Annotated in this window: 11 protein-coding genes; 7 read left to right on the top strand and 4 right to left on the bottom strand. The window is 57.6% G+C overall.

The window, feature by feature from the left end:
* The coding region (tyrS, locus tag ACJROR_RS08175; RefSeq protein WP_406546696.1) for a tyrosine--tRNA ligase at nucleotides 1–627 on the bottom strand (627 nt) is incomplete at its 3' end.
* Between the two features lie 223 nt (nucleotides 628–850).
* Here tyrS and ACJROR_RS08170 point away from each other — a divergent pair.
* The gene (locus tag ACJROR_RS08170) at nucleotides 851–1,957 is read left to right on the top strand and encodes an anhydro-N-acetylmuramic acid kinase (RefSeq protein ID WP_406546695.1); all 1,107 of its coding nucleotides are present in this window, start codon (nucleotides 851–853) and stop codon (nucleotides 1,955–1,957) included.
* A 6-nt stretch (nucleotides 1,958–1,963) separates the two neighbouring features.
* On the opposite strand, the gene ACJROR_RS08165 is transcribed toward ACJROR_RS08170, so the two are convergent.
* The 3 genes from ACJROR_RS08165 to ACJROR_RS08155 are packed head-to-tail and all read right to left on the bottom strand — an operon-like array spanning nucleotide 1,964 to nucleotide 5,533.
* Complete coding sequence (locus ACJROR_RS08165) at nucleotides 1,964–2,311, bottom strand: hypothetical protein (RefSeq protein WP_406546694.1); 348 nt, start codon at nucleotides 2,309–2,311, stop codon at nucleotides 1,964–1,966.
* A 33-nt stretch (nucleotides 2,312–2,344) separates the two neighbouring features.
* Entirely contained in the window at nucleotides 2,345–3,433 is a 1,089-nt protein-coding gene (locus ACJROR_RS08160; RefSeq protein ID WP_406546693.1) for an NAD-dependent epimerase/dehydratase family protein, read from the bottom strand.
* 12 nt (nucleotides 3,434–3,445) lie between these two features.
* On the bottom strand, nucleotides 3,446–5,533 hold the full coding sequence (locus ACJROR_RS08155) for a hypothetical protein (RefSeq protein WP_406546692.1): 2,088 nt from the start codon (nucleotides 5,531–5,533) through the stop codon (nucleotides 3,446–3,448).
* A gap of 687 nt (nucleotides 5,534–6,220) precedes the next feature.
* Here ACJROR_RS08155 and ACJROR_RS08150 point away from each other — a divergent pair.
* The 6 genes from ACJROR_RS08150 to ACJROR_RS08125 all read left to right on the top strand — a co-directional run.
* Entirely contained in the window at nucleotides 6,221–13,726 is a 7,506-nt protein-coding gene (locus tag ACJROR_RS08150) for an SDR family NAD(P)-dependent oxidoreductase (RefSeq protein WP_406546691.1), read from the top strand.
* Nucleotides 13,726–15,090, top strand: a complete 1,365-nt coding sequence (locus tag ACJROR_RS08145) for an aminotransferase class I/II-fold pyridoxal phosphate-dependent enzyme (protein ID WP_406546690.1) — start codon at nucleotides 13,726–13,728, stop codon at nucleotides 15,088–15,090. Before ACJROR_RS08150 ends, ACJROR_RS08145 begins: the two co-directional genes overlap by 1 nt.
* Entirely contained in the window at nucleotides 15,080–16,771 is a 1,692-nt protein-coding gene (locus ACJROR_RS08140) for a hypothetical protein (RefSeq protein WP_406546689.1), read from the top strand. Before ACJROR_RS08145 ends, ACJROR_RS08140 begins: the two co-directional genes overlap by 11 nt.
* Nucleotides 16,761–17,378, top strand: coding sequence for a GNAT family N-acetyltransferase (locus ACJROR_RS08135; RefSeq protein WP_406546688.1), 618 nt, complete (start codon nucleotides 16,761–16,763; stop codon nucleotides 17,376–17,378). The genes ACJROR_RS08140 and ACJROR_RS08135 overlap by 11 nt, the downstream gene beginning before the upstream one ends.
* A complete protein-coding gene (locus ACJROR_RS08130) occupies nucleotides 17,375–18,997 on the top strand; it encodes an LTA synthase family protein (protein ID WP_406546687.1) in 1,623 nt (540 codons plus the stop codon). Before ACJROR_RS08135 ends, ACJROR_RS08130 begins: the two co-directional genes overlap by 4 nt.
* A 440-nt stretch (nucleotides 18,998–19,437) precedes the next feature.
* On the top strand, nucleotides 19,438–19,668 hold a 231-nt coding region (locus ACJROR_RS08125; protein WP_406546686.1), incomplete at its 3' end, for a hypothetical protein.

The following is a 19,668-nucleotide window of genomic DNA, read 5'->3' as shown; positions in this document are numbered from 1 at the left end:
CGGTTCCATGCCCTCCTCCTTCTGAAGCTCCCGCCCCATAAGAAGGTTAAAGCGCTGATCGGTGCCGCCCATTTCCACATCCGCCTTAAGCTCCACGGAATCCCAGGCCTGCAGCAGCGGGTAGATGAATTCATGAATGGCAATGGACTGCCCGGCTTCAAAGCGCTTCTTGAAATCGTCCCGCTCCAGCATTCTGGCCACAGTCTGTCTGGAGGCCAGCTTCAGCATGCCCGAAGCTCCCAGCTTGCCCAGCCATGCCGAGTTGTAAACAATCTCTGTCTTTTCGCGATCCAGAATCTTGAACACCTGCTCGGCATAGGTGCGGGCATTTTCCTCGATCTTTTCCCGGGACAGGGGCGGACGGGTGGCGTTCTTGCCGGTGGGATCCCCTACGGAAGCGGTAAAGTCCCCGATAAGGAGAATCACCTGATGTCCCAGATCCTGAAAGGTCTTCAGCTTATTCAGAACCACGGTATGTCCCAGATGAATGTCCGGAGCGGTAGGATCCATTCCCAGCTTGATTCTGAGGGGACGGCCCAGGGAGAGCTTCTTTCTGAGCTCCTCCTCCGGTATTACGGCTTCGCAGCCGCGGGTTAATTCTGCCAATGCTTCGTCAACTGACAACATCGATTCCTGACTCCAATATAATCCTTGCCTGCGCAGGCCTGAAACCGGCATCCCCGGTACGCAAAAAACCCCTGCATTATACCTGATCTGCCGGGGGATTACAGGAAAAACAAGTATCCGGAACCGGAGCCTGCCAGTAAAAAGCCCGTCCGATTTTTGTATTTCCCCGGAATATGGGGTAGTATGGCGGGACAGGCAGAAGCGGGACAACTCCGGAGGTTTTATGACTTTTTATATCGGGCTGATGTCAGGCACCAGCATTGACGGCATTGACTGCGTGCTGGCGGATTTTGCGGAAAACGGAAAACCGGAATACGTCTCCGGTCTGGAGCTCCCCTGGTCTCCGGAGGATCGCCGGATGTTCAGCGCCCTGACCGCTCCCGGCCCCGATGAAATTCACCGGGCGGGCATCGCCGGCTGCCGCTATGCCGAAAGAGCTGCGGAAGCGGTAAAAGCGCTTCTCGCCAAAAACAGTCTGTCCCCCGGGGATATCAGAGCCGTGGCCTCCCACGGCCAGACCATCCGCCATGAACCGGAACACGGCTTTACCGCGCAAATCGGCAATCATGCTCTCTTGGCGGCACTCACCGGCATTGACGTGGTAGCCGATTTCCGATCCGCGGACATTGCTCTGGGAGGACAGGGAGCCCCGCTGGTACCGGCCTTCCATCAGGAAATTCTGGGTTCGGCAGAGGATACCCGCTTTATCATTAATATCGGCGGCATCTCCAACGTTACCGCACTCATCCCCGGCAGAAGGGTTACCGGCTATGACCTCGGCCCCGGAAACACCCTGATGGATCTTCTGGCTCTCAAGCTGTTTAACGCTCCCTGCGACCGGGACGGGCTCTGGGCTTCCCAGGGCCGGGTCAATGAAGCCGCTCTGAGCTTATTTATGGGGGATCCGTTTTTTAAAGCCCGCCCGCCGAAATCCACCGGAAGGGAGCTTTTCAACGAACGGTTTCTGATGCGGTTCCCCGGCTTTGAAACCCTGCCGCCCCGGGATCAGCTGGCCACCGCCTGCGAGCTCACCGCCCGGAGCATTGCGGACGGCCTTAGCTATCTGGGGGAAAAGGGAGATATCTACATCTGCGGCGGCGGCTGCCACAACGCATATCTGATAGAAAGAATCAGGGATCTGGCCCTGAAGCGCGGCCACAGAAAGGCCACCACGGTCTCAGACCTGGGGATTGATCCCGATTTTCTGGAGGGTTTTGCCTTTGCCTGGCTGGGATACCGTTTCATCATGCGAAAGCCGGTGAATATGACCTCCGTCACCGGAAGCCGGGCTCCGGCCATTATGGGCTGTCTCTATCCCCAGCCCTGCTGAAGAAGATCACTTCAAAGTCACGTTCCAGCCCTGAAGGAGTACCCGATGTCCCTCCACATACTTCAGACGGAATGCTTCGGCGGTTTCGCGGGTGGCATCGATCCTGTCCGGGTACTCGGCATTGATCCTGTCATACTCCTCCTTTGTGATTTCCGCGTAGGTTATGAAATCATCGTTGCGGCTGGGGCAGCCGTGCCACGCAAAGTACTGTCTCCGGGAATCATGCGCGCGATAGCCGACGCCGAACCGCACCAGGTTTGAGATCAGCCGGGAATAGCCGCCGGCGTCTTTTTTCTCTTCCTTCTCTTCCTTCTCTTCCTTCTCTTCCTTTTCTTCTTTCTCTTCGCTGCTCATGTCTTTACGCTCCTGAAATCTCACATACCGCTCTCACAGCCAGCCATCACGCCGGTACCCCCGGGCTGCCTCCTGCATGCCGGCAGCAAGATCCTTTTCCGGGATAAAACCCAGTTCCCGCGTAAGCCGGCTCCCGTCGCAGATCCAGCCCTCCTGCCGGGCCTCCCGGCACTTATCCAGATTCCACTGGGGCGCCCGGGGAAGTCCGTGTCCGGTAAAGCGCTTAAGAACGGCATTGACGGCACCGGCAGTTACCGAAGATATGGCGGCAGAAAGCGTGATTACGGGGAGCGGCACCTGCAAAATCAGCGGGCGCCGCCAGCGGGGCCGGCCCAGAGCCGCGGTTACCGCTTCCCCCATGGCCCGATAGAACTCCTCCATGGTATAGACAGATCCGTCGCTGACATGATAAACCCCGTGAGCCTCCGGACAGCACAGATAAAGCACGGCCCGGGCCAGGTCATCCGCATGCACTGCGCTGACCCGGAACTCTCTGTGCCAGCCGGGACAGAAGGCAAGGCCGGTTTTGGCAGCGCGGAACATGGGCAGAAGTCCCCGGTCCCCGGATCCGTAAATAATGGGCGGCCTCAGGGTAACCATTTGAGATCCCAGTTCTCTCCCGAGAATCTCCTCCGTAAGAAGCTTCGACCAGCCGTAGGCGGATACCGGAGATGGCATCACGTCATCCGGAGCTCCCGGGGGATCCCGCCAGGGGCCGGTGGCCGCCTGACTGGATACCAGCGTAAAACGAAACCCGGGATTAAGCCGGCCATCCTCCCGGAGACTCCGGAGAGCTTTTGCAAACTGCCGGGCCATGACGGCATTGGCGCGGAGGTAGTCCTGCTGAGAAAAGCCGAACAGGAGCGCCGCCAGGTGAATCACGATATCCTGACCGGTGAGGGCCTCGTAAAGCCCGGTTCCCGCAGCAAAATCCGCCTCCCGGATCTTAACCCCGGGGGGGAGATTCTGAGTGGCGGAGGAGGCCCGGACTAAACAGGTGACCTCCGCCCCGGCTTCCAGAAGCAGGGGGAGAAGATGACGGCCCACAAAACCGGTGCCTCCGGTAAGAAGAACCTTCTTCCCATTAAAGAAGGAAAAGCGTTCCTCGGTATCTGAACTCATAAATGTCTCCGGTTAATGATCCTGAAGATAAGACGATGCGGGAGAAAATTCCGGGGATGGCGCGGGAGATTCCTTTAAGTCTTCCGGCCCGTCTCTTGCCGCCAGAATATACCTGAGGGCCTCCTCCGGGGAACATGGCCGGCTTTTGTCAGGATCGATAAAAATGCAGTACCGAAAAAACACCGCTGCCACTAAAAGCTCCAGAGAGGCCGGCTCCTTCATTCTGGCAAGGCGCTTCCGGGAAGCCAGGGTCTTTTTGTCAATGGTAAGACCGTAGCCGCTGTAAAAGGGTTCCCCGAAGCAGGTTACCCGGCAGCCCTGCATCAGAGCCTCAAGACCGGTGCCGGAGGTAACGGTATAAACGTTTCGGAAGCGCTTCAGCAGTTTGAAGGCGTTTACGGCGGCAGCGATCACATGCACCCCCTGCTTTTTCAGGATTTTCATAGGAAAGTACCCCCGCCCCAGGCCGGCAACCACATTAGGGTGCACCTTGACATAAACATGATCCGCCCCGGCCTTGTTCACGGCCTCTGATAGCATTTCCCTGAAGGTTTCCGGGGAGGCGTTTCCCAGAGGAACGGAAGCATCGTTAAAGGTCTGATCAATCACCAGAATGGCATCCTCCGGAATATTGTCAGACAAGGCACCGGTAACGGCAGGGATTGACCGGGGTTCGGATACGTTTTCCCGGGTGCCCGGCTCCGCACTCTCTCCTTCCCTCTTGTTTCCGTCATTCTGCTCATCCCTCTCACGCCGCGCATTGTACTTTACAATCTCATGGGCGGTGATGAATTCCCGGAGCTTCCGGGCCCGGGACGCCAGCTCCGGAGTAAACCACTCCGGGCTCCGAATCATGATATCCTCAAGCTCGGAATCTGAAAACACATCATAATAGATGCCAGTGCGGTCAAGAACCAGAGAGACCGTCTTTTCATCGCGGCCCCGGAATGCCGTGGCCACGGACTTGATAAAACCGTCCTCGAGAGCATAGTAGGGAATGCCGTGTCTCCGGGCATACCGCCGGGCTCTATCTGCCGTAGGCTTATGGCCCCAACCCGCGGCAGCCGGGCGATCCGCCCCGTCAAGAAAGATCTGAATGCCGGTAATGGCTGCTATGGGAGCGCTGAAGATAATGCAGTGCCGAATACCGCCCAGCCCCAGAAGCTCCAGAGATTTTTGCACGGCCAAACGTACGCCCGCACGGGTACGGAAATCACCTGGCACAAGAGCATGATCTCTGACCAGCTGTAAAACAGTATCCCGCAAGAATGCTCCGCCCTCCCCCTCCTGAGGAGCCCTGCAAGCTGCATCCTCCGGGAGAGGATCCTGGCTGCTGTCAGAGGAGCAAGAGAAAAATGGCGCCAGAAGGAGATTTCCGATCCTATGCCGCAGCGTTTCCGGACGCCGGAAGCCCCGGGGAGCCCGCAGAAACTCCTTTATTTCAGCCATTACTCTATCTGCCGCCGCTATGTCCGCCGACGCAGATTCCTTCTCGAAAGCATCCGGATAGCCTTTAAAGGCCCGCAGCTCATTTGAAAGCAGGCGCTCCAGCCGGGTGGATCCGTCCGGAAGAATAGCGTCAAGTAGAAGCCCTCCGGGAAACTCGGCCGCATCCGCAAAAACCCAGAGCCGGATGCCGCATTCCTGAGCGACACTCTGAACAGCGCGGTACCAGGGAAGACCCCGGTCATAAAAGAGGAGATCCGTAACGGCCCGCTCCCTGATAAAGCCCCTGAGAAATAACGGCAGCCTGTCCGGGGATTTCCGGAAGAATACGTTTTCAGGGATGCGTTTTCCCCGGATCAGATATTCTCTCAGGGATCCCGCAGGCAGGAAGTCGCGCAGCAGAGAAAAAAATGACAGCCGCTCAAGAGCGTCACCGCCGGAAAAATTAAGAAAGGAGGTCTTGTACCCCAGAGAGCGGAGCCGCCCGCCCAGCTCCCGGAAAAAGCTCCCCGGTGGCCCCTCCAGCAGAAGAAAGCTGCGGGGACTGAATTTGAGAGCCTCCCTGTCATAAATATCATTGCCCGTATCGCAGCCTGTGCCATGACTGTTGCTGATATCCGTGTTTTCTCTTAGATTTTCCGCCAAATTAGTCACTATGATGCCTTCGATGCCGCCATTACCGGAGATGCTGCATTTACCATTAAAGACTGCCTGCCCCGGGATCGCTCTTAAATGATAAAAAATGACCGCAGCCGTATTCTGCTGATTCTGACGTAAAACTCCCCGGGTCGCAAATAATTTATCCCGAAGCCGGGAGATCGGCCGATTTTCCGGGGATTTGCCGGATCGGATTTTTTTTGAAGCCCGGTTTTTTACGGCTCTGTGCGAATTCATAAATATCTGAATAAGGAGACTTGTTATAGTGTTTAATAAAATTTTAAGCATCATCTCAGGAGTAAGTATATGCGTGTTACTGCTGATAATTGACAACAATTGCGGGGACAAGTAAAATCTGAAGGATTATCATGGCGGGATTGTGTTCCATTACACCCCCTGCCGATCCGGTTTCAGAATAAGGCTCCGCTTCCGCAAAAGCAGCACATCTAATCCGGCTTGAAGCAGGATTTCTAAAAGCTTATGAGGCACAGCATCAAAGGAAGCGCCTTAATAATTGCAGAGCACTGCGGAACCCGGCGCGGTATCAGGTTGTCATATTTATTGAAACGTTCCCGCAGAAGCGGCAGCCTACAAGCGCTCCGGAATCCGGACGCCGGTATCCTGTTACAGATCTGATTACTGCCTGAGCTTTTGAGAAATTATACAAAGTACTAGGATAGCGTTTTGAGTTCATTTATCAGTTTTCCAGTTGCCATAGTCGGCGCAGCCTGCCGCCTTCCGGGCGGGGTTCGTTCTCTTGACGATCTGTGGTCTGTTCTTTCCCGGGGATGCGATGCGGTAACGGAAGTGCCGCTTTCCCGCTGGGATGCCTCCCGCTTAAAACACCCCCGGAGAGACATGCCGGGACGCTCTGTTACCGTAAGCGCGGGCATCGTTGAAGATATCTATGATTTTGATCCGGGGTTTTTCGGGATCTCCCGCACCGAGGCCGAGGCCATGGATCCGCAGCAGCGTCTCCTTCTGGAGCTCTCCTGGGAAGCTCTGGAGGATGCCGGCATTCCCCCGTCATCACTGTCCGGCTCTGATACGGCCGTTTATGTCGGCGCTGCCTCCCCCGATGCCGGCACCAGCCATGCCGATGACATTTGCGCCACCACGCCGTACAGCATGACGGGCACCAATCTCAGCATCATTTCAAACCGCATATCCTATATTTACAATTTTCACGGTCCCAGTATGACCATAGACACCGCCTGCTCATCGGCCATGCACGCCCTGCATCAGGCCTGCATGACGCTGGCTTCCGGCGGCGCCGGCATGGCGGTGGCCGGGGGAGTCAATGTACTCCTGTCACCGTATCCCTTTGTGGGCTTTTCCCAGGCTCATATGCTGTCTCCGGAAGGACGCTGCAAGGTTTTTGATGCATCAGGCGACGGCTATGTCCGGGCTGAAGGAGGCGGCATTGTGATTCTGGAGCCTCTGGACAGGGCCCTGGCAGAGGGGCATCATATCCGCGGGGTAATCCGGGGCATTGCTGTTAACAGCGACGGCCGCACTCAGGGCATTGCCCTGCCCAGCGAAGCCGCTCAGGAGGATCTGCTCTCCGGCCTTTATAAGGCAACGGGACTCAGTCCGAACCGTCTGGCCTATATGGAAGCTCACGGCACCGGAACAGCCGTGGGGGATCCCATTGAAACCGCCGCCATCGGCCGGGCGCTGGGACAGCGGCGGGAGACTCCCCTGTGGGTGGGCTCCGTAAAATGCAATCTGGGACATCTGGAAACCGCCTCCGCCATGGCCGGTCTGATGAAAGCCCTGCTGATACTGCGGGAACGGAAAATTCCGCCCCAGATACATCTTAACAGCGTCAATCCCGCCATTGACACCGCCGGACTCAATCTCAGATTCCCTCTTAAGACGGAGGATCTCCCGGAGGTTTCCGGGCTTCCCCTCATCGGCATTAATTCCTTCGGCTTCGGGGGATCCAACGGGCACCTGATTGTTGAAGCCGCCCCCCTGGAAGCCGCAGATCAAAGCTGTCAGACCTCCGTAATGCCTCCGCTTTTCCTCTCCGCCAGAAGCGAGGAGAGTCTCCGGAAGCTGGCCGGCGCCTATGCCGCTGAAATCGAAGCCCGGCCTGAGTCTTTCCGCGATCTGGCCGCCGGAGCCGTCTTCAGACGTGATCTCCTTCCCCGACGTCTCGTTACCGCCGGAGAAACTCCGGAGGCCGTGGCCAAAACACTCCGGAGCTTCGCTGAAAACAAGGATGCCGTATCCCCTGATCTGGTTTCCGGGGAAGCTGTTCCTTCATCAGACAAGCCGGTTAAAACAGCCTTTGTATTCTCCGGAAACGGCGGACAGTGGGCCGGCATGGGCCGGGACATGATGAAAAACCCCGTCTTCGCCGCCCGGGTACGGGAAATCGCCGCTCTTATGAAGCCCCTGTCCGGACAGGATCTTTTGGAACTCATGAATACCGTCTCCCCCGAAGATATGGCCCGCACGGATGTGGCCCAGCAGCTCCTCTTTACACTGCAGGCCGGACTCTGCGCTGCACTTGACGCTGCCGGAATTCGTGCCGATGCCGCCTTCGGGCACAGTGTGGGCGAGGTGGCCGCTGCCTGGTATACCGGGGCAGTGTCGCTCCCCGAGGCTGTGCGTATTATTTACTGCCGCAGCAAGCATCAGGAAAGCACTGCCGGGGCCGGACGCATGGCGGCCGCCAGCATCAGCCCCGAGGAAGCCCGGGAGCTTATGGAAAATTACCCCGGAGTGGAGCTTGCGGGCAGCAATGCCGCTGATGCGGTAACCCTGAGCGGTGATGCCGCCGCCCTGGAAAAGCTCGGCGCCGTGCTTAAAGCCCGCCGGATTTTCTTCAAGATGCTGCCTCTTAACTACGCCTTCCACAGCTCCGCTATGGATCCGGTGCATGAGGATCTCCTTAAAGATCTCGGGGAACTTAAGACCCAGGCTCCTGCTCTCTGCTTTATTTCTTCCGTCACCGGAAAGGAGCATCATGAAGGATGCCCGGCCTCCTACTGGTGGGAAAACGTCCGGAAGCCGGTGCTCTTCCGGGAGGCCGAACAGACCGCCATCACCCTGGGAGTCCGGCACTTTCTGGAAATCGGCCCTCACAGCATTCTGCTCCGCTATCTCAGAAGCGGCCTTGACCGGGCTGATGCGGCAAACGGCGGGGCCATTGAAGGCTGGGTCGGCGGAACGCTGTCCCGGATGAGCGGTGCGGAACAGTTCCAAAGTGCCTGGAAGAACGCCTGGGTTCACGGCTGGCCTCTGGATCTTAAAGCCTGCTTTGCCGGCCCCGGTAAAGTCCGGGATCTGCCTCGCTATCCCTGGAACAATCAGGACTGCCGTCTCGCCCCCACTCCGGAATGTCAGGGCTTTGTCAGGAATTCCGGCGATCACCCGCTTCTGGGACGCCGGCTCAGCCGTCAAAAGGTCTGGGAAAATGTCATCGACCCCGAAAGCTTCCCCTGGCTTCGGGATCATAAGATCGGGAACACCGTTTACTATCCGGCGGCGGCCTTTCTGGAAATGGCTCTGGCCGCAGCAAAAAACGCTGATCCGGATGAAAAAAAGCCCGCCCTGCTGAACACTGCTATTTTACGGCCGGTGCTACTCCGGGAACGCGAGCCCGTGGTGCTCCGTACCGTGATTGACGATACCGACGGCGAGATCCGGATCCTGTCCCGATCCTATATGAAAGATGAACCCTGGACACTGAACGCCCGGGGCCGCATTGTCACCTCCGGGATCAGCGCCATGACCTGCAAGGATGCCGGGAATCCCGCCGGCTTCGGCAGTCCCGTTGCCGCTGATAGGGTTTACGCCCTCACCGAAAAGGCCAATATGTCCTACGGCCCCGTGTTCCGTCCGCTGGAAAACTGCTGGCAGAATGGCTCGGAAATTCTGGCCCGGTTCCAGCCGCCGGTCTCCCCCGCTCCTGTCTGGGAAAACGGCATGCTGATACCGCCGCCTCTTCTTGACGGCGGACTCCAGCTCCTGTTCCCTCTGATTCCGGAGCTTATTGAGGAATGTCCGGCCCCGAGAATGCCCTGCTGGTTCGATCGCTGCGTACTAATTAGGCCGGGACGGCCGGCCTTCGCTCTGGCCCGCCGGGTCAGAGCCTCCCCCCGCACTGTGGTCTGCGATCTTTATCTTCTGGACGAAAACGGCCGGGAGCTCTTCCGGCTGGAGGGCGGTCAGGCCCGTGCCGTGGAGCAGCTTAAAGCGCCCGCTCCCTCATCCTATGCCACCTTTGCCGTGCCGCTGCCGCATCCGCAAAATGCGGAGGCTGCCGGAAGCGCTGCTATTGGAGAGCTCGCTGAAAAGCTCCGGATTCGGGCTCAGGATCTGGCCCGGGACAGCGGTTTCCGCCGTTTCTGCGATGAAATCCAGCCCCTCCAGGAAATGACCGCCCTGACTCTGGCGAAGGAACTCAGGGATGGAGATGCCGGCTTCCGCTTTGCCGAGCTTGCCGTGCATTTGGAGGAGTATCTGAGCTCACGGAATGCCGCCTTCACTGACAGCCTGCCCTCCTTTGCGGATATCTGGAACACTCTTATGGCGGAATCCCCGGAAAGCTCCGCGGCAAACCTGCTGCTGGCCAATGCTCACCGCATTCTGCTGGGGGATGAAGCCGCTCCGGAAAACGCGGCTCCGCTGCCGGAGGATCATCCGCTTCGAGCCGAATACCGCCGGCAGGAATACCGTCATGACGGTGAGCTTGCGGCCTATGCTCTCGAGGAATATCTCGCCGGGACGGCATCAGCTGTTTCAGTGCTGGAAATCGATGCCGACGACTCCTCTCTCGCCCGGCTGATGTCTCCGGCGCTCCGGCGTCATCAGAGGATCCTCGCCGGAAAGAACGAAAATGCGGAAAAGAATCTCCGTCTCCTTCTGGAGGGAGCGGATGCCGCTTTCCAGGATGCACCGCTGGAAACCCTGAAATGGGATCCCGAAACCGCGGAGGCTCCGGTGAAGGCACATGCCCTCGTGGCCTGCCACTGTCTCCATGAGGCAGATGACATTCCCCTGTCTCTGAAGCGCTGCCATAACGCCTTGCATGGCAACGGGCTTTTCATACTGGCGGAAAACGCTCCGAATATTATTGATGACCTCCTCCGGGGGCAGCATGATTCCTGGTGGATAGCAGATCCTGACAGATCCGGGGCCGTATCCCGGCTTATGCCCCCGGAGGAATGGCGCCGGGCTCTGGAAAATGCCGGCTTTGCCGATATTCAGGAAATTCGCACGGATCCAGCCGCCCCCGGCTTTATCCTGCTGGCTCGGGCTTCCTGTGAGAATGCTTCCGCTGTTCCGGAAAAAACCGCAGGCAGCGGAGTTACTTGGCTTCTCTGCTCAGGCAATCCGGCTCCGGATAACATAAATAACCTCCTTAACGAGCTGGCTCTCCGGGCGCGGGATCAGGAAGACGGCGTGATCCGGCTTACACCGGGAACGGAAACTGTGCTTCAGGGAGACCTCTGGCAGTGCCGTCCCGACAGCAGGGAGCACTGGAAAACCGTTTTTGAAAATCTGGCCGACTGTGGTAAACCGATAATATGCGTTTTTGCCATGACTCCTGGGGGCGACGGCCTTGATATCGCCGCTTCTGAAAACCATGTTTCCGCCCTGACGGAGCTCGTCCGGGGCTGGACTTTGGCCGGATCTCCGGCTGCTAAGCTGCGGATCCTGACTCTTAATGCTCTCTCATGTCCCGAGGATCGAGCCTCCCGCATCAAGCCCGGAGAGGCGGCCGTTATCGGAGCTGCCAGAGTTATCATGAATGAAATGCCGGCTCTGGAAACTCTGTGCGCGGATCTCCATTTCAGAGAGGCGGATCCGGATTTTAACCAAAAGGTTATCACCGGGGCCGCAAGAGAGCTTCTCAGTCCCGCTGAGGAGAGAGAGGTTATCATCGCTCCGGAAAACCGCTATGTTCTCCGCTCCCGCTCTCTGGATTCCGGTTCAGCGGGCTCCCGGGGCGACAACCTCACCCTGGACGCCCTTTCTCCGGGACGTCTGGAGATGCTCCGCTGGATCCCGGGGCCGCTTCCGATTCCCGGCCGGGGACAGGTCAGAGTGGCGGTACGGGCCACGGGACTTAATTTCCGCGATGTGATGTGGGCTATGAACATGCTGCCGGAGGAGGCTCTGGAAAACGGCTTCTCCGGTTCCGGTCTCGGCATTGAATGCGCCGGCGTTGTTGATGCCGTGGGAGACGGGGTAACCGCAGTCGCTCCGGGAGACCGGGTGCTCGCCTTCGGTCCCCGCTGCTTTGCCGGTTACGCCCTGACGGAAGAGCATGCCTTAACCCCGCTTCCGGAGGAATGGAGCTTTGCCGATGCCGCCACGGTGCCGGTGGCCTTCTTCACGGCCTGGTATGCCATAAAGCATCTGGCTCGCATGGAACCCGGAGAACGGATCCTTATTCACGGCGCCGCCGGAGGCGTAGGGCTGGCCGCCATCCAGATCGCCTACTCTCTGGGCCTTGAGGTTTACGCTACCGCCGGAAGCCCGGACAAGCGGCACATGCTGAAGCTGCTGGGAATTAATCATGTCTATAACTCTCGCTCTCTGTCCTTCCATGATGAAATTCTGGCAGATACCGCTGGCGAGGGAGTGGATGCCGTGCTGAATTCTCTGGCCGGCGAAGGTATGGATCAGAGCTTCCGTCTGCTTCGTCCCTTCGGCCGGTTCCTGGAGTTAGGCAAGCGGGATTTCTACACCGACAACGATCTGAGACTCCGGCCGTTCCGGAACAATATCAGCTTCTTCGGGGTTGATGTGGATCAGTTCATTAAGGAAAAGCCGCTTCAGGGACAGCGGATCTTCCGGGAGATCATGGCATACTTCCATTCCGGCGAATGGCATCCTCTGCCGTACAGTCTCTATAGCTCCGGCGAGGCCGAACAGGCTTTCCGCGCCATGCAGCAGTCCCGGCATACCGGAAAAATCGTCATTGCGCCTCCGGCCTCCGTTCCGAAGAGCGGAGATACTCAGGCCGGCTCCGCCCTGCCGGTAAGTCCGGAGGGCAGCTATATTGTTTCCGGCGGGCTCGGCGGCTTCGGCCTTGAGACGGCCCGGAGACTGGCCGCCCGCGGTGCCGGAGCTCTGATTCTCCTGAGCCGCCGCGGCCCTGTTCCGGAAAACGCCGCCTCTCTGGAGGAGCTGGCTTCCCTGGGACTTCCCGAGGGACAGAAACGCCAGATTATCGCCCTGGCTCAGGACGTCACCTGCTATGACACCCTTGCGGAAAACCTTGACCGGGCTCTTGCCGGCCTCCCGCCGCTCCGGGGCGTTATTCACGCCGCGGCCGTGCTGGATGACGGCATGATAACCGCTATGACTCCGGAACGAATCTCCCGATCCCTCAGACCCAAACTGGGCGGAGCCATCAATCTTCACCGCTTTACCCAAAACAAAAAGCTGGACTTCTTTGTCATGTATTCCTCCGCCACCACCCTCATGGGGAATCCCGGGCAGGCCAACTATGTGGCTGCCAACATGGGGCTGGAAAGTCTGGCCGCCCTGCGCCGCAGTCTGGGACTTCCGGGACTGGCCGTGGGCTGGGGCGCCATCGGAGACGCTGGCATGCTGACACGGGACAGACACGCTCTGGATTCTCTGGAGCGGGTCACCGGAATTACTCCCCTGTCAGCCTCTCAGGCTCTGGATGCTCTGGAAAAGCTCCCCGCCTCCGGGGAACCGGCGCCGGCAGTATTCATGGCAGACTGGAAACGGCTCTCCCGGCTTCCGGCCGGAAAACATCCCCGGTTTACCCCCTTAAGAATCGCCGATGCCGGGGACAGCGACGCAGAAACCTCTCTGGCGTCCATTGTAAAAAATCTGCCGCCGGAAAAGGCTCTGAACCGCATTACCGAAATCGTCACCGCCGCCGTGGCCCGCATTATGCGGATACCGGCCTCCGGCCTGAAGGTCGCCGCCCCGCTTGCTGATCTGGGCATGGATTCCCTGATGGCCGTGGAGCTTCTGGCGGCTCTGGAGGAACGGCTGGAGGGCCGGTCTCTCATGGGCAGTCTCAGCGCCGGCTCCAGTATCCGGGACATTGCCGCCCGCATCATGGCTCTTCTGGAGGACGGCCAAAACGAAACCGGCGATATCCGTACCGCTCTGGAAGCCAGCCACAGCATTGCCGTCAATGATGCTCTGGCCGGCAAAGTCCTTAAAGAAGTGGAGAAGCAGTAATGAACGCAGAAACCCCGGCAGGCAAAAAACGCTTCGGCATGAGCCTGGCAGATAAGGAACGTCTTCTGGCAGCCATGCGGGGGCAGGCTCCCGCTCAGGCGCCGGAAGGCCGTACCGCTCGGCGGCAGATCGCCCCCGAACTTCTCCGCTTTGACACGCTGCCGGGGTATACGGAAATCCAGGTGCAGCAGGCGGTAGCCCGGGAAATCGGTCTTGACGACGTCTATTATGTGCTTCATGACGGTCTGGCCACCAATCATACCGTTATCGCAGGGCGGGATTATCTGAACTTCTCCAGCTACGATTATCTGGGTCTTAACGGAGATCCCCGGGTGCTGAAAGCCGCCGGTGACGCCGCGGCGAAGTACGGCATGTCCGCCTCGGCAAGCCGGCTTACCGCCGGAGAACGCCCGCCCCACCGGGAACTGGAGGCCTCAATAGCCGCTCTTTTGGGAACCGAGGCCGCTGTCTGCTATGTCAGCGGACACGGAGCCAACATGTCCACTCTGGGATGTCTTTTCGGGCCCCGGGATGTTATTTTTTACGATGCTCTCTGCCATAACTCCCTGCTTCTGGGGGCCGCACTTTCCGGAGCCGCCCGCTATGCCTTTCCCAACAATGACATCGCCGCTTTGGACAAGATCCTGGAGGAGCATCGCTACAGCTATCAGAGAGCCATCATCGTAACCGAGGGACTCTTCGGCATGGATGGCTGCCTCTGCCGGCTTCCCGAGCTTCTGGAGCTTAAAAGAAAGCACGGCTGCCTTATTATGATTGACGAAGCCCATTCCATGGGCGTAGCCGGCAAAACCGGCGCAGGTGTCAGAGAACACTTCGGGATAAAAGCTGAAGACGTTGATATCTGGATGGGCACCCTCAGCAAGTCCTTCTGCGGCTGCGGCGGCTACATTGCCGGCTCTGCCGCTCTTATCGAGTTTTTAAAATACAAGGCGCCGGGCTTTGTTTACAGCGTGGGGATGCCCCCTGCCGTGGCCGCCGCCTCCAATGCCGCCATCCGCATTATGCGGGAGGAGCCGGAACGCATTGCAAGACTGCATGCAAACGGTCAGAGCTTTCTTAAGCTGGCCCGGGAATACGGTCTTGATACCGGAAAATCTCAGGGCTATTCCGTGGTGCCCGTTATGGTGGGGGATTCCCTGTCCGCCGCCGTGTTTGCCCAGGAAATGCGGAACCGGGGCATTCTGGCGCTCCCCGTCATTTATCCGGGCGTCGAGGAAGGCAAGGCCAGGCTCCGCTTCTTCATTTCCGCCCTGCATACCCCGGAGGATATCCGGACTGCCGTGTCCCAGGCTGCGGAAGCCTTGCCCCTAGCGCGGGAGAAGGCCAGATCCTATGCCAAATAAAAAGCGCGTTTTTCTGTTTCTTGAGGGGCCTTTGAGCCCCTTCTTCCGGGAGCTGGGAAGAATCCTGGAGCAGGAGGGCTGCGAGGTGCGTCGCGTCAACTTCTGCGGCGGAGACGTGTTCTACTGGCCCTCCGGCAACACCCACTGGTGGCAGGGGCATGTATACGAGTGGCCGCTCTGGATCAGCAATCTCATGAAGCAGTATCAGGTTACCGATCTGGTTCTTATCGGTGACTGGCGCCCCATGCACCGGGAAGCTATCTGGCTGGCCAGACTCCGGGGAAACCGCATCTGGGTTTACGAGGAGGGCTACCTGCGTCCGGGCTATCTCACTCTGGAGGAGGACGGGGTAAATGCCTATTCCACCCTCCCCCGCACTCCGGAGGAAGTCCATGAAAGAGCCCTCCATATCAGCGATGCCAAGCTGCCGCCGCCCTCCTCCGCACCGGATCCCATGATCGACCGGGTTCTGAAAACCGCCTGGCATCATGTGGGCAATGTGCTCCTGTGGCCTTTTTTTACCAATTACCATACCCATCGCCCCTACAACATCGGCCGGGAGCTTACGGGACATATTCCCAGATACCTGAACCGTCATAAACGCCGAAGACACGGCATTGAGGTTACCCGCGCCATTCTCAGCAGCAAAACTCCGTTCTATCTCATGCCGCTGCAGCTTGATGCCGATTCTCAGGTGCGCCGCCATTCTCCCTTCACCGGCATGCTGGAATGCATGGCCATGGTGATTACGGATTTTGCGAAAAACGCCCCCCAGGATGCCTTCCTGTTTTTTAAGAATCATCCGCTGGACAACGGCCTTAGGAACTACCGCCGTTACATGCGTTCTCTGGGACGGGCCACGGGATGCTCCGACCGCCTGCGCTTTGTGGAGGAAATCAAGGCCGGGCCCCTTATCAATAAGGCTCGGGGACTTATACTGTGCAACAGCACCATCGGCCTTACCGCGCTCAGACAGAACAAACCGGTCTACTGCTTGGGGGAATGCATTTATGCCATGCCCGGTCTGGCCGCGGATAAAAGTCAGATGTCCCTGGCTGATTTTTGGACGGCCCTTCCCAGACCCAATGAAAGACTTCTGAACGAATTTATCAAGGTGCTGAAGCATGACGCCCTGGTGCCGGGCAACTTCTATTCTCCGGAGGGCATTCATGACGCTATCGTGGCCTCGCTGCTCCGCATGGGAGTCATTAAGGGAAAGAACGAAACCGCTATCGAAATGGCGGTGGAGCCCAAAGCCTGGGTAAAAGAGGTACGACCCGCCGAAGCAGCTGACACGACAGATCCTGAAAACAGCGCCTCCGAAAAAAGCGCTTTTGATGGCAATAAGCCTCATCCCGAAAGCGCTGAAAAATCCCCTGATGACGCAAGAGAGGACGAACCTGACAAAGACAAGCCGGACAGTAAGGATGCGACGGAAAATGAGCTTCCGATAGAGGCGGATCCTGGCGAGACTCCGGAAGAAACAGCACATCCGGATAATCAAGGATCTGGAATTCCCGATGCCGCCGGGACTCCGGAAAATCAGACAGCCGGGACTCCGGCAAATGAAGATAACGAAAATATTAAAGAGGAAAAAGCCGCAGTTAATGCAGCGGAAGACACCGCTGTTCCCCCAGCCGGGAACAGCGCAGAAAACAAGGAAACGCTGAATGAGCAGTGATGTAAGCAGTAATGAACCGGTTTTTCGGGCGGCGGCGGCGGATGACACTCCGGCGCTGGCAGCCTGCATCCGGGAGGTATCTCCGGATGTCGTTGACACTCTCCTCAAGGGGCTTATTCCCGGCATCAGCCCGGAGTACGTTCTTACCACGGCCCTCAGGGACGGCTCTTCGCACTACAGCTACCGGAACTGCGTGCTGGCTGAAATTGCCGGCGATCCTGCCGGACTTCTTTTTGCATATCCCTCGGAAAACCAAGGCATTCCGGCCATCATGGAGCGCATGATCGCCCCCTCCCGTCTGGATCCCCTGAGAGAGCTCCTCACCGCTGCAGCGCCCGGCAGTCTCTATATCAACACCCTGTGGGTAGCCGCAGGGGTACGGGGACAGGGAATGGCCGATGCCCTGATGGACTATGCCCGCTTTTGGACGGAAAGCCTCGGCATGAATTCCCTGAGCCTATTCTGCTGGAGGGATAACGCCCGGGCCCGGGCATTCTATCTCAAACAGGGCTTTAAGCCCGTACGGGAAATTCCGGCCCAAGGGCCTCTTAAAGAAAAGCATGACATGGGGGATCTTTACGAGCTTCAGCTGGGAGCTTTGTCTTGAACGGCATTTCCGCAGCGTTAAACGTTCTCAGTATCCCCGGATGCATCTTCTGGTACGGCCCTCTTCTGGTTTTTACGGTGATACTGCACCGCATAGCCGCAGGCAGCAGTCTGCCCCGGCATCCATCATTTGGGGATGCAGCCTCCTTCCTTATCAGCATCTGGATTTACGCCCTGCTGCTAATTCTGACCAGCCGGGGAGCTTTTGCGTGTCTCCTGGCGGCCCTGCTCATTATGGCTCTCTATATCGCCAATGCCGCCAAAAAAAAGGCTCTCCGGGAGGAGCCTCTGGTTATCACGGATCTGGCTTTGGGCTGGCAGGTAATCCGCTTTCCGGGACTCTATCTCCCCTTTCTGCCCTGCCGAATGATTGTCGCCGGAAGTGTTGTCTTCGGCGGGCTTGGCGTATTGTTATGGCTGCTTTCAGAGACAGAGGATATCTCATGGGTTTGGATGGTGATCGCAGGACTCCCGCCAACTTTAATCGTTATGCTTGCTCTCGCCCCCCGCTCCGTATCCGCCCCTCTTTCCAGATGGCTTCTCACGCCCTTTCCGCTAAAGTTCGATGCCCGCCAGGATGCGGAAAGCTTCGGGCCTCTGGGAGCGGCAATACTGCACCTTACCTGGCATATCAGTAATCCGCTGTCCCCGAAACCCCAGTGTCAGGGAAGCACTGAAAACAGCATGCCAAAATCCGCAGCGCCGGACCCCGTTGCTCCGCCGGTATGGGGAGATTCTTGCCGTGAGCTCATTGCCCGGCCGCCTTCGCCTGAAAAGCTGCCGCACATCTTTCTGGTGCAGGCGGAATCCTTCTGCGATCCCCGGGTATTCTCCGGGGCGGTACCCCGGGATATCCTTAAAAACTGGGACAGGCTGCGTTCACAGGGACAGAGCGGCGCTTTCCGGGTGCGGGACTTCGGAGCCTACACCCTGCGCACGGAATTTGCCGCTCTAACAGGCCTCCCTCCGGAAGCGCTGGGCACCTATGCCTTCTACCCGTATCTCGCAGCTCTCAGATCCCCGGTATGGTCTTTGGCGTATTTCCTCCGGGAGCTCGGGTACCGTACCATCTGCATGCATCCATTTCACCGGGAATTTTTCTTCAGGCACCGGGCAATACCGCATCTTGGGTTTCAGGAATTTGTAACTATTGAAAGCTTCCCGAAAAGGGATACCTATGGGCCCTACATCAGCGATAATAGCGTAGCGGAGGCGATGACGGATATCATCAGGGAAAGTTCACAGCCGGTGTTCTCCTTTGCCATTACCATGGAAAGTCACGGCCCCTGGCTTCCGGGACGCTTTAAAAAGGAATTTCCGGACGGAGATGCCCCCAAAATCCTCGGACTCTCGGATCCGGTATGCCGCTACCTCGCTCACGTTAAAAATGCCGATGCCATGATGGGGATGCTGGCAGAGGGGCTCTCAAAAGCGGAGAGGCCCGGGGTGATGGCACTGTACGGAGATCATCTTCCCAACCTGCCGGATCTTATTACCGGAGGGGATACCGCCACTCCTTACATAGTCTGGAAAACAAACGGATCTCCGGGGGGCGGGGTTAAAAAGGATATCCGGCCGGAGGAAATCGGAGGGGCGATATTATCCGGAGGGCGGGAGTAAACCGAGATCCTCTCTCAAGACAAGGAAAATCTTGATATCAGCAGGAATAATCGATACATAACGTATGCATCTCATTGCCTGAATAATATGTAATTAGGTAATCACAACGGTCATTCTTCCCAAGACTGATGCCAGCATAATCTAAACTTGAGCTTTAGTCTTGGGTTAAACCAGATGTAAATTTGGGTATTATAAGCACCTGATTATCTTGCTAAACGAGTTCGTTTTCTGCAATTTATCTATTTTTGAGATCTTCTCTGCTAATTTTTAATCTTATTCTTTTTCCTGCGGGCAGACTTGTGGAACAATGAATCGGTTCTGTTGCTTTCTGTTTTTGATTTTCGACAATTGCATATAAAGAAGTACATGCCTCTTATCATTATAGAGCCTTGTATCATAAGGCTTTGTCTCCTTAAAACCGTGTAAATGGAGAATTTGAAATGAACGCCCCGGTTATTTTACCGAAATCGGAAACAGCCGAGATCGATCCCCCTGAAAAACTCACCATCCAGGAGCTGCAGTTTTCCCAGCAAAAGCTTTATGAGGTCTTTGCATCTTACAATATCGACGTGGTCTCAGCGGACCTGCTCAGCACTGGGCTTTTTGCTTTGGATCGGGTCTCAGCACAGTTCTTCAAGCATAATGAGTTATACCAGCCTCTGACAGAGGTT

Origin of the sequence: Succinimonas sp. (genome assembly GCF_045225735.1) — a bacterium.
Classification (GTDB): Bacteria; Pseudomonadota; Gammaproteobacteria; order Enterobacterales; family Succinivibrionaceae; genus Succinimonas.
This window is presented reverse-complemented; position numbering and strand designations above follow the sequence as displayed.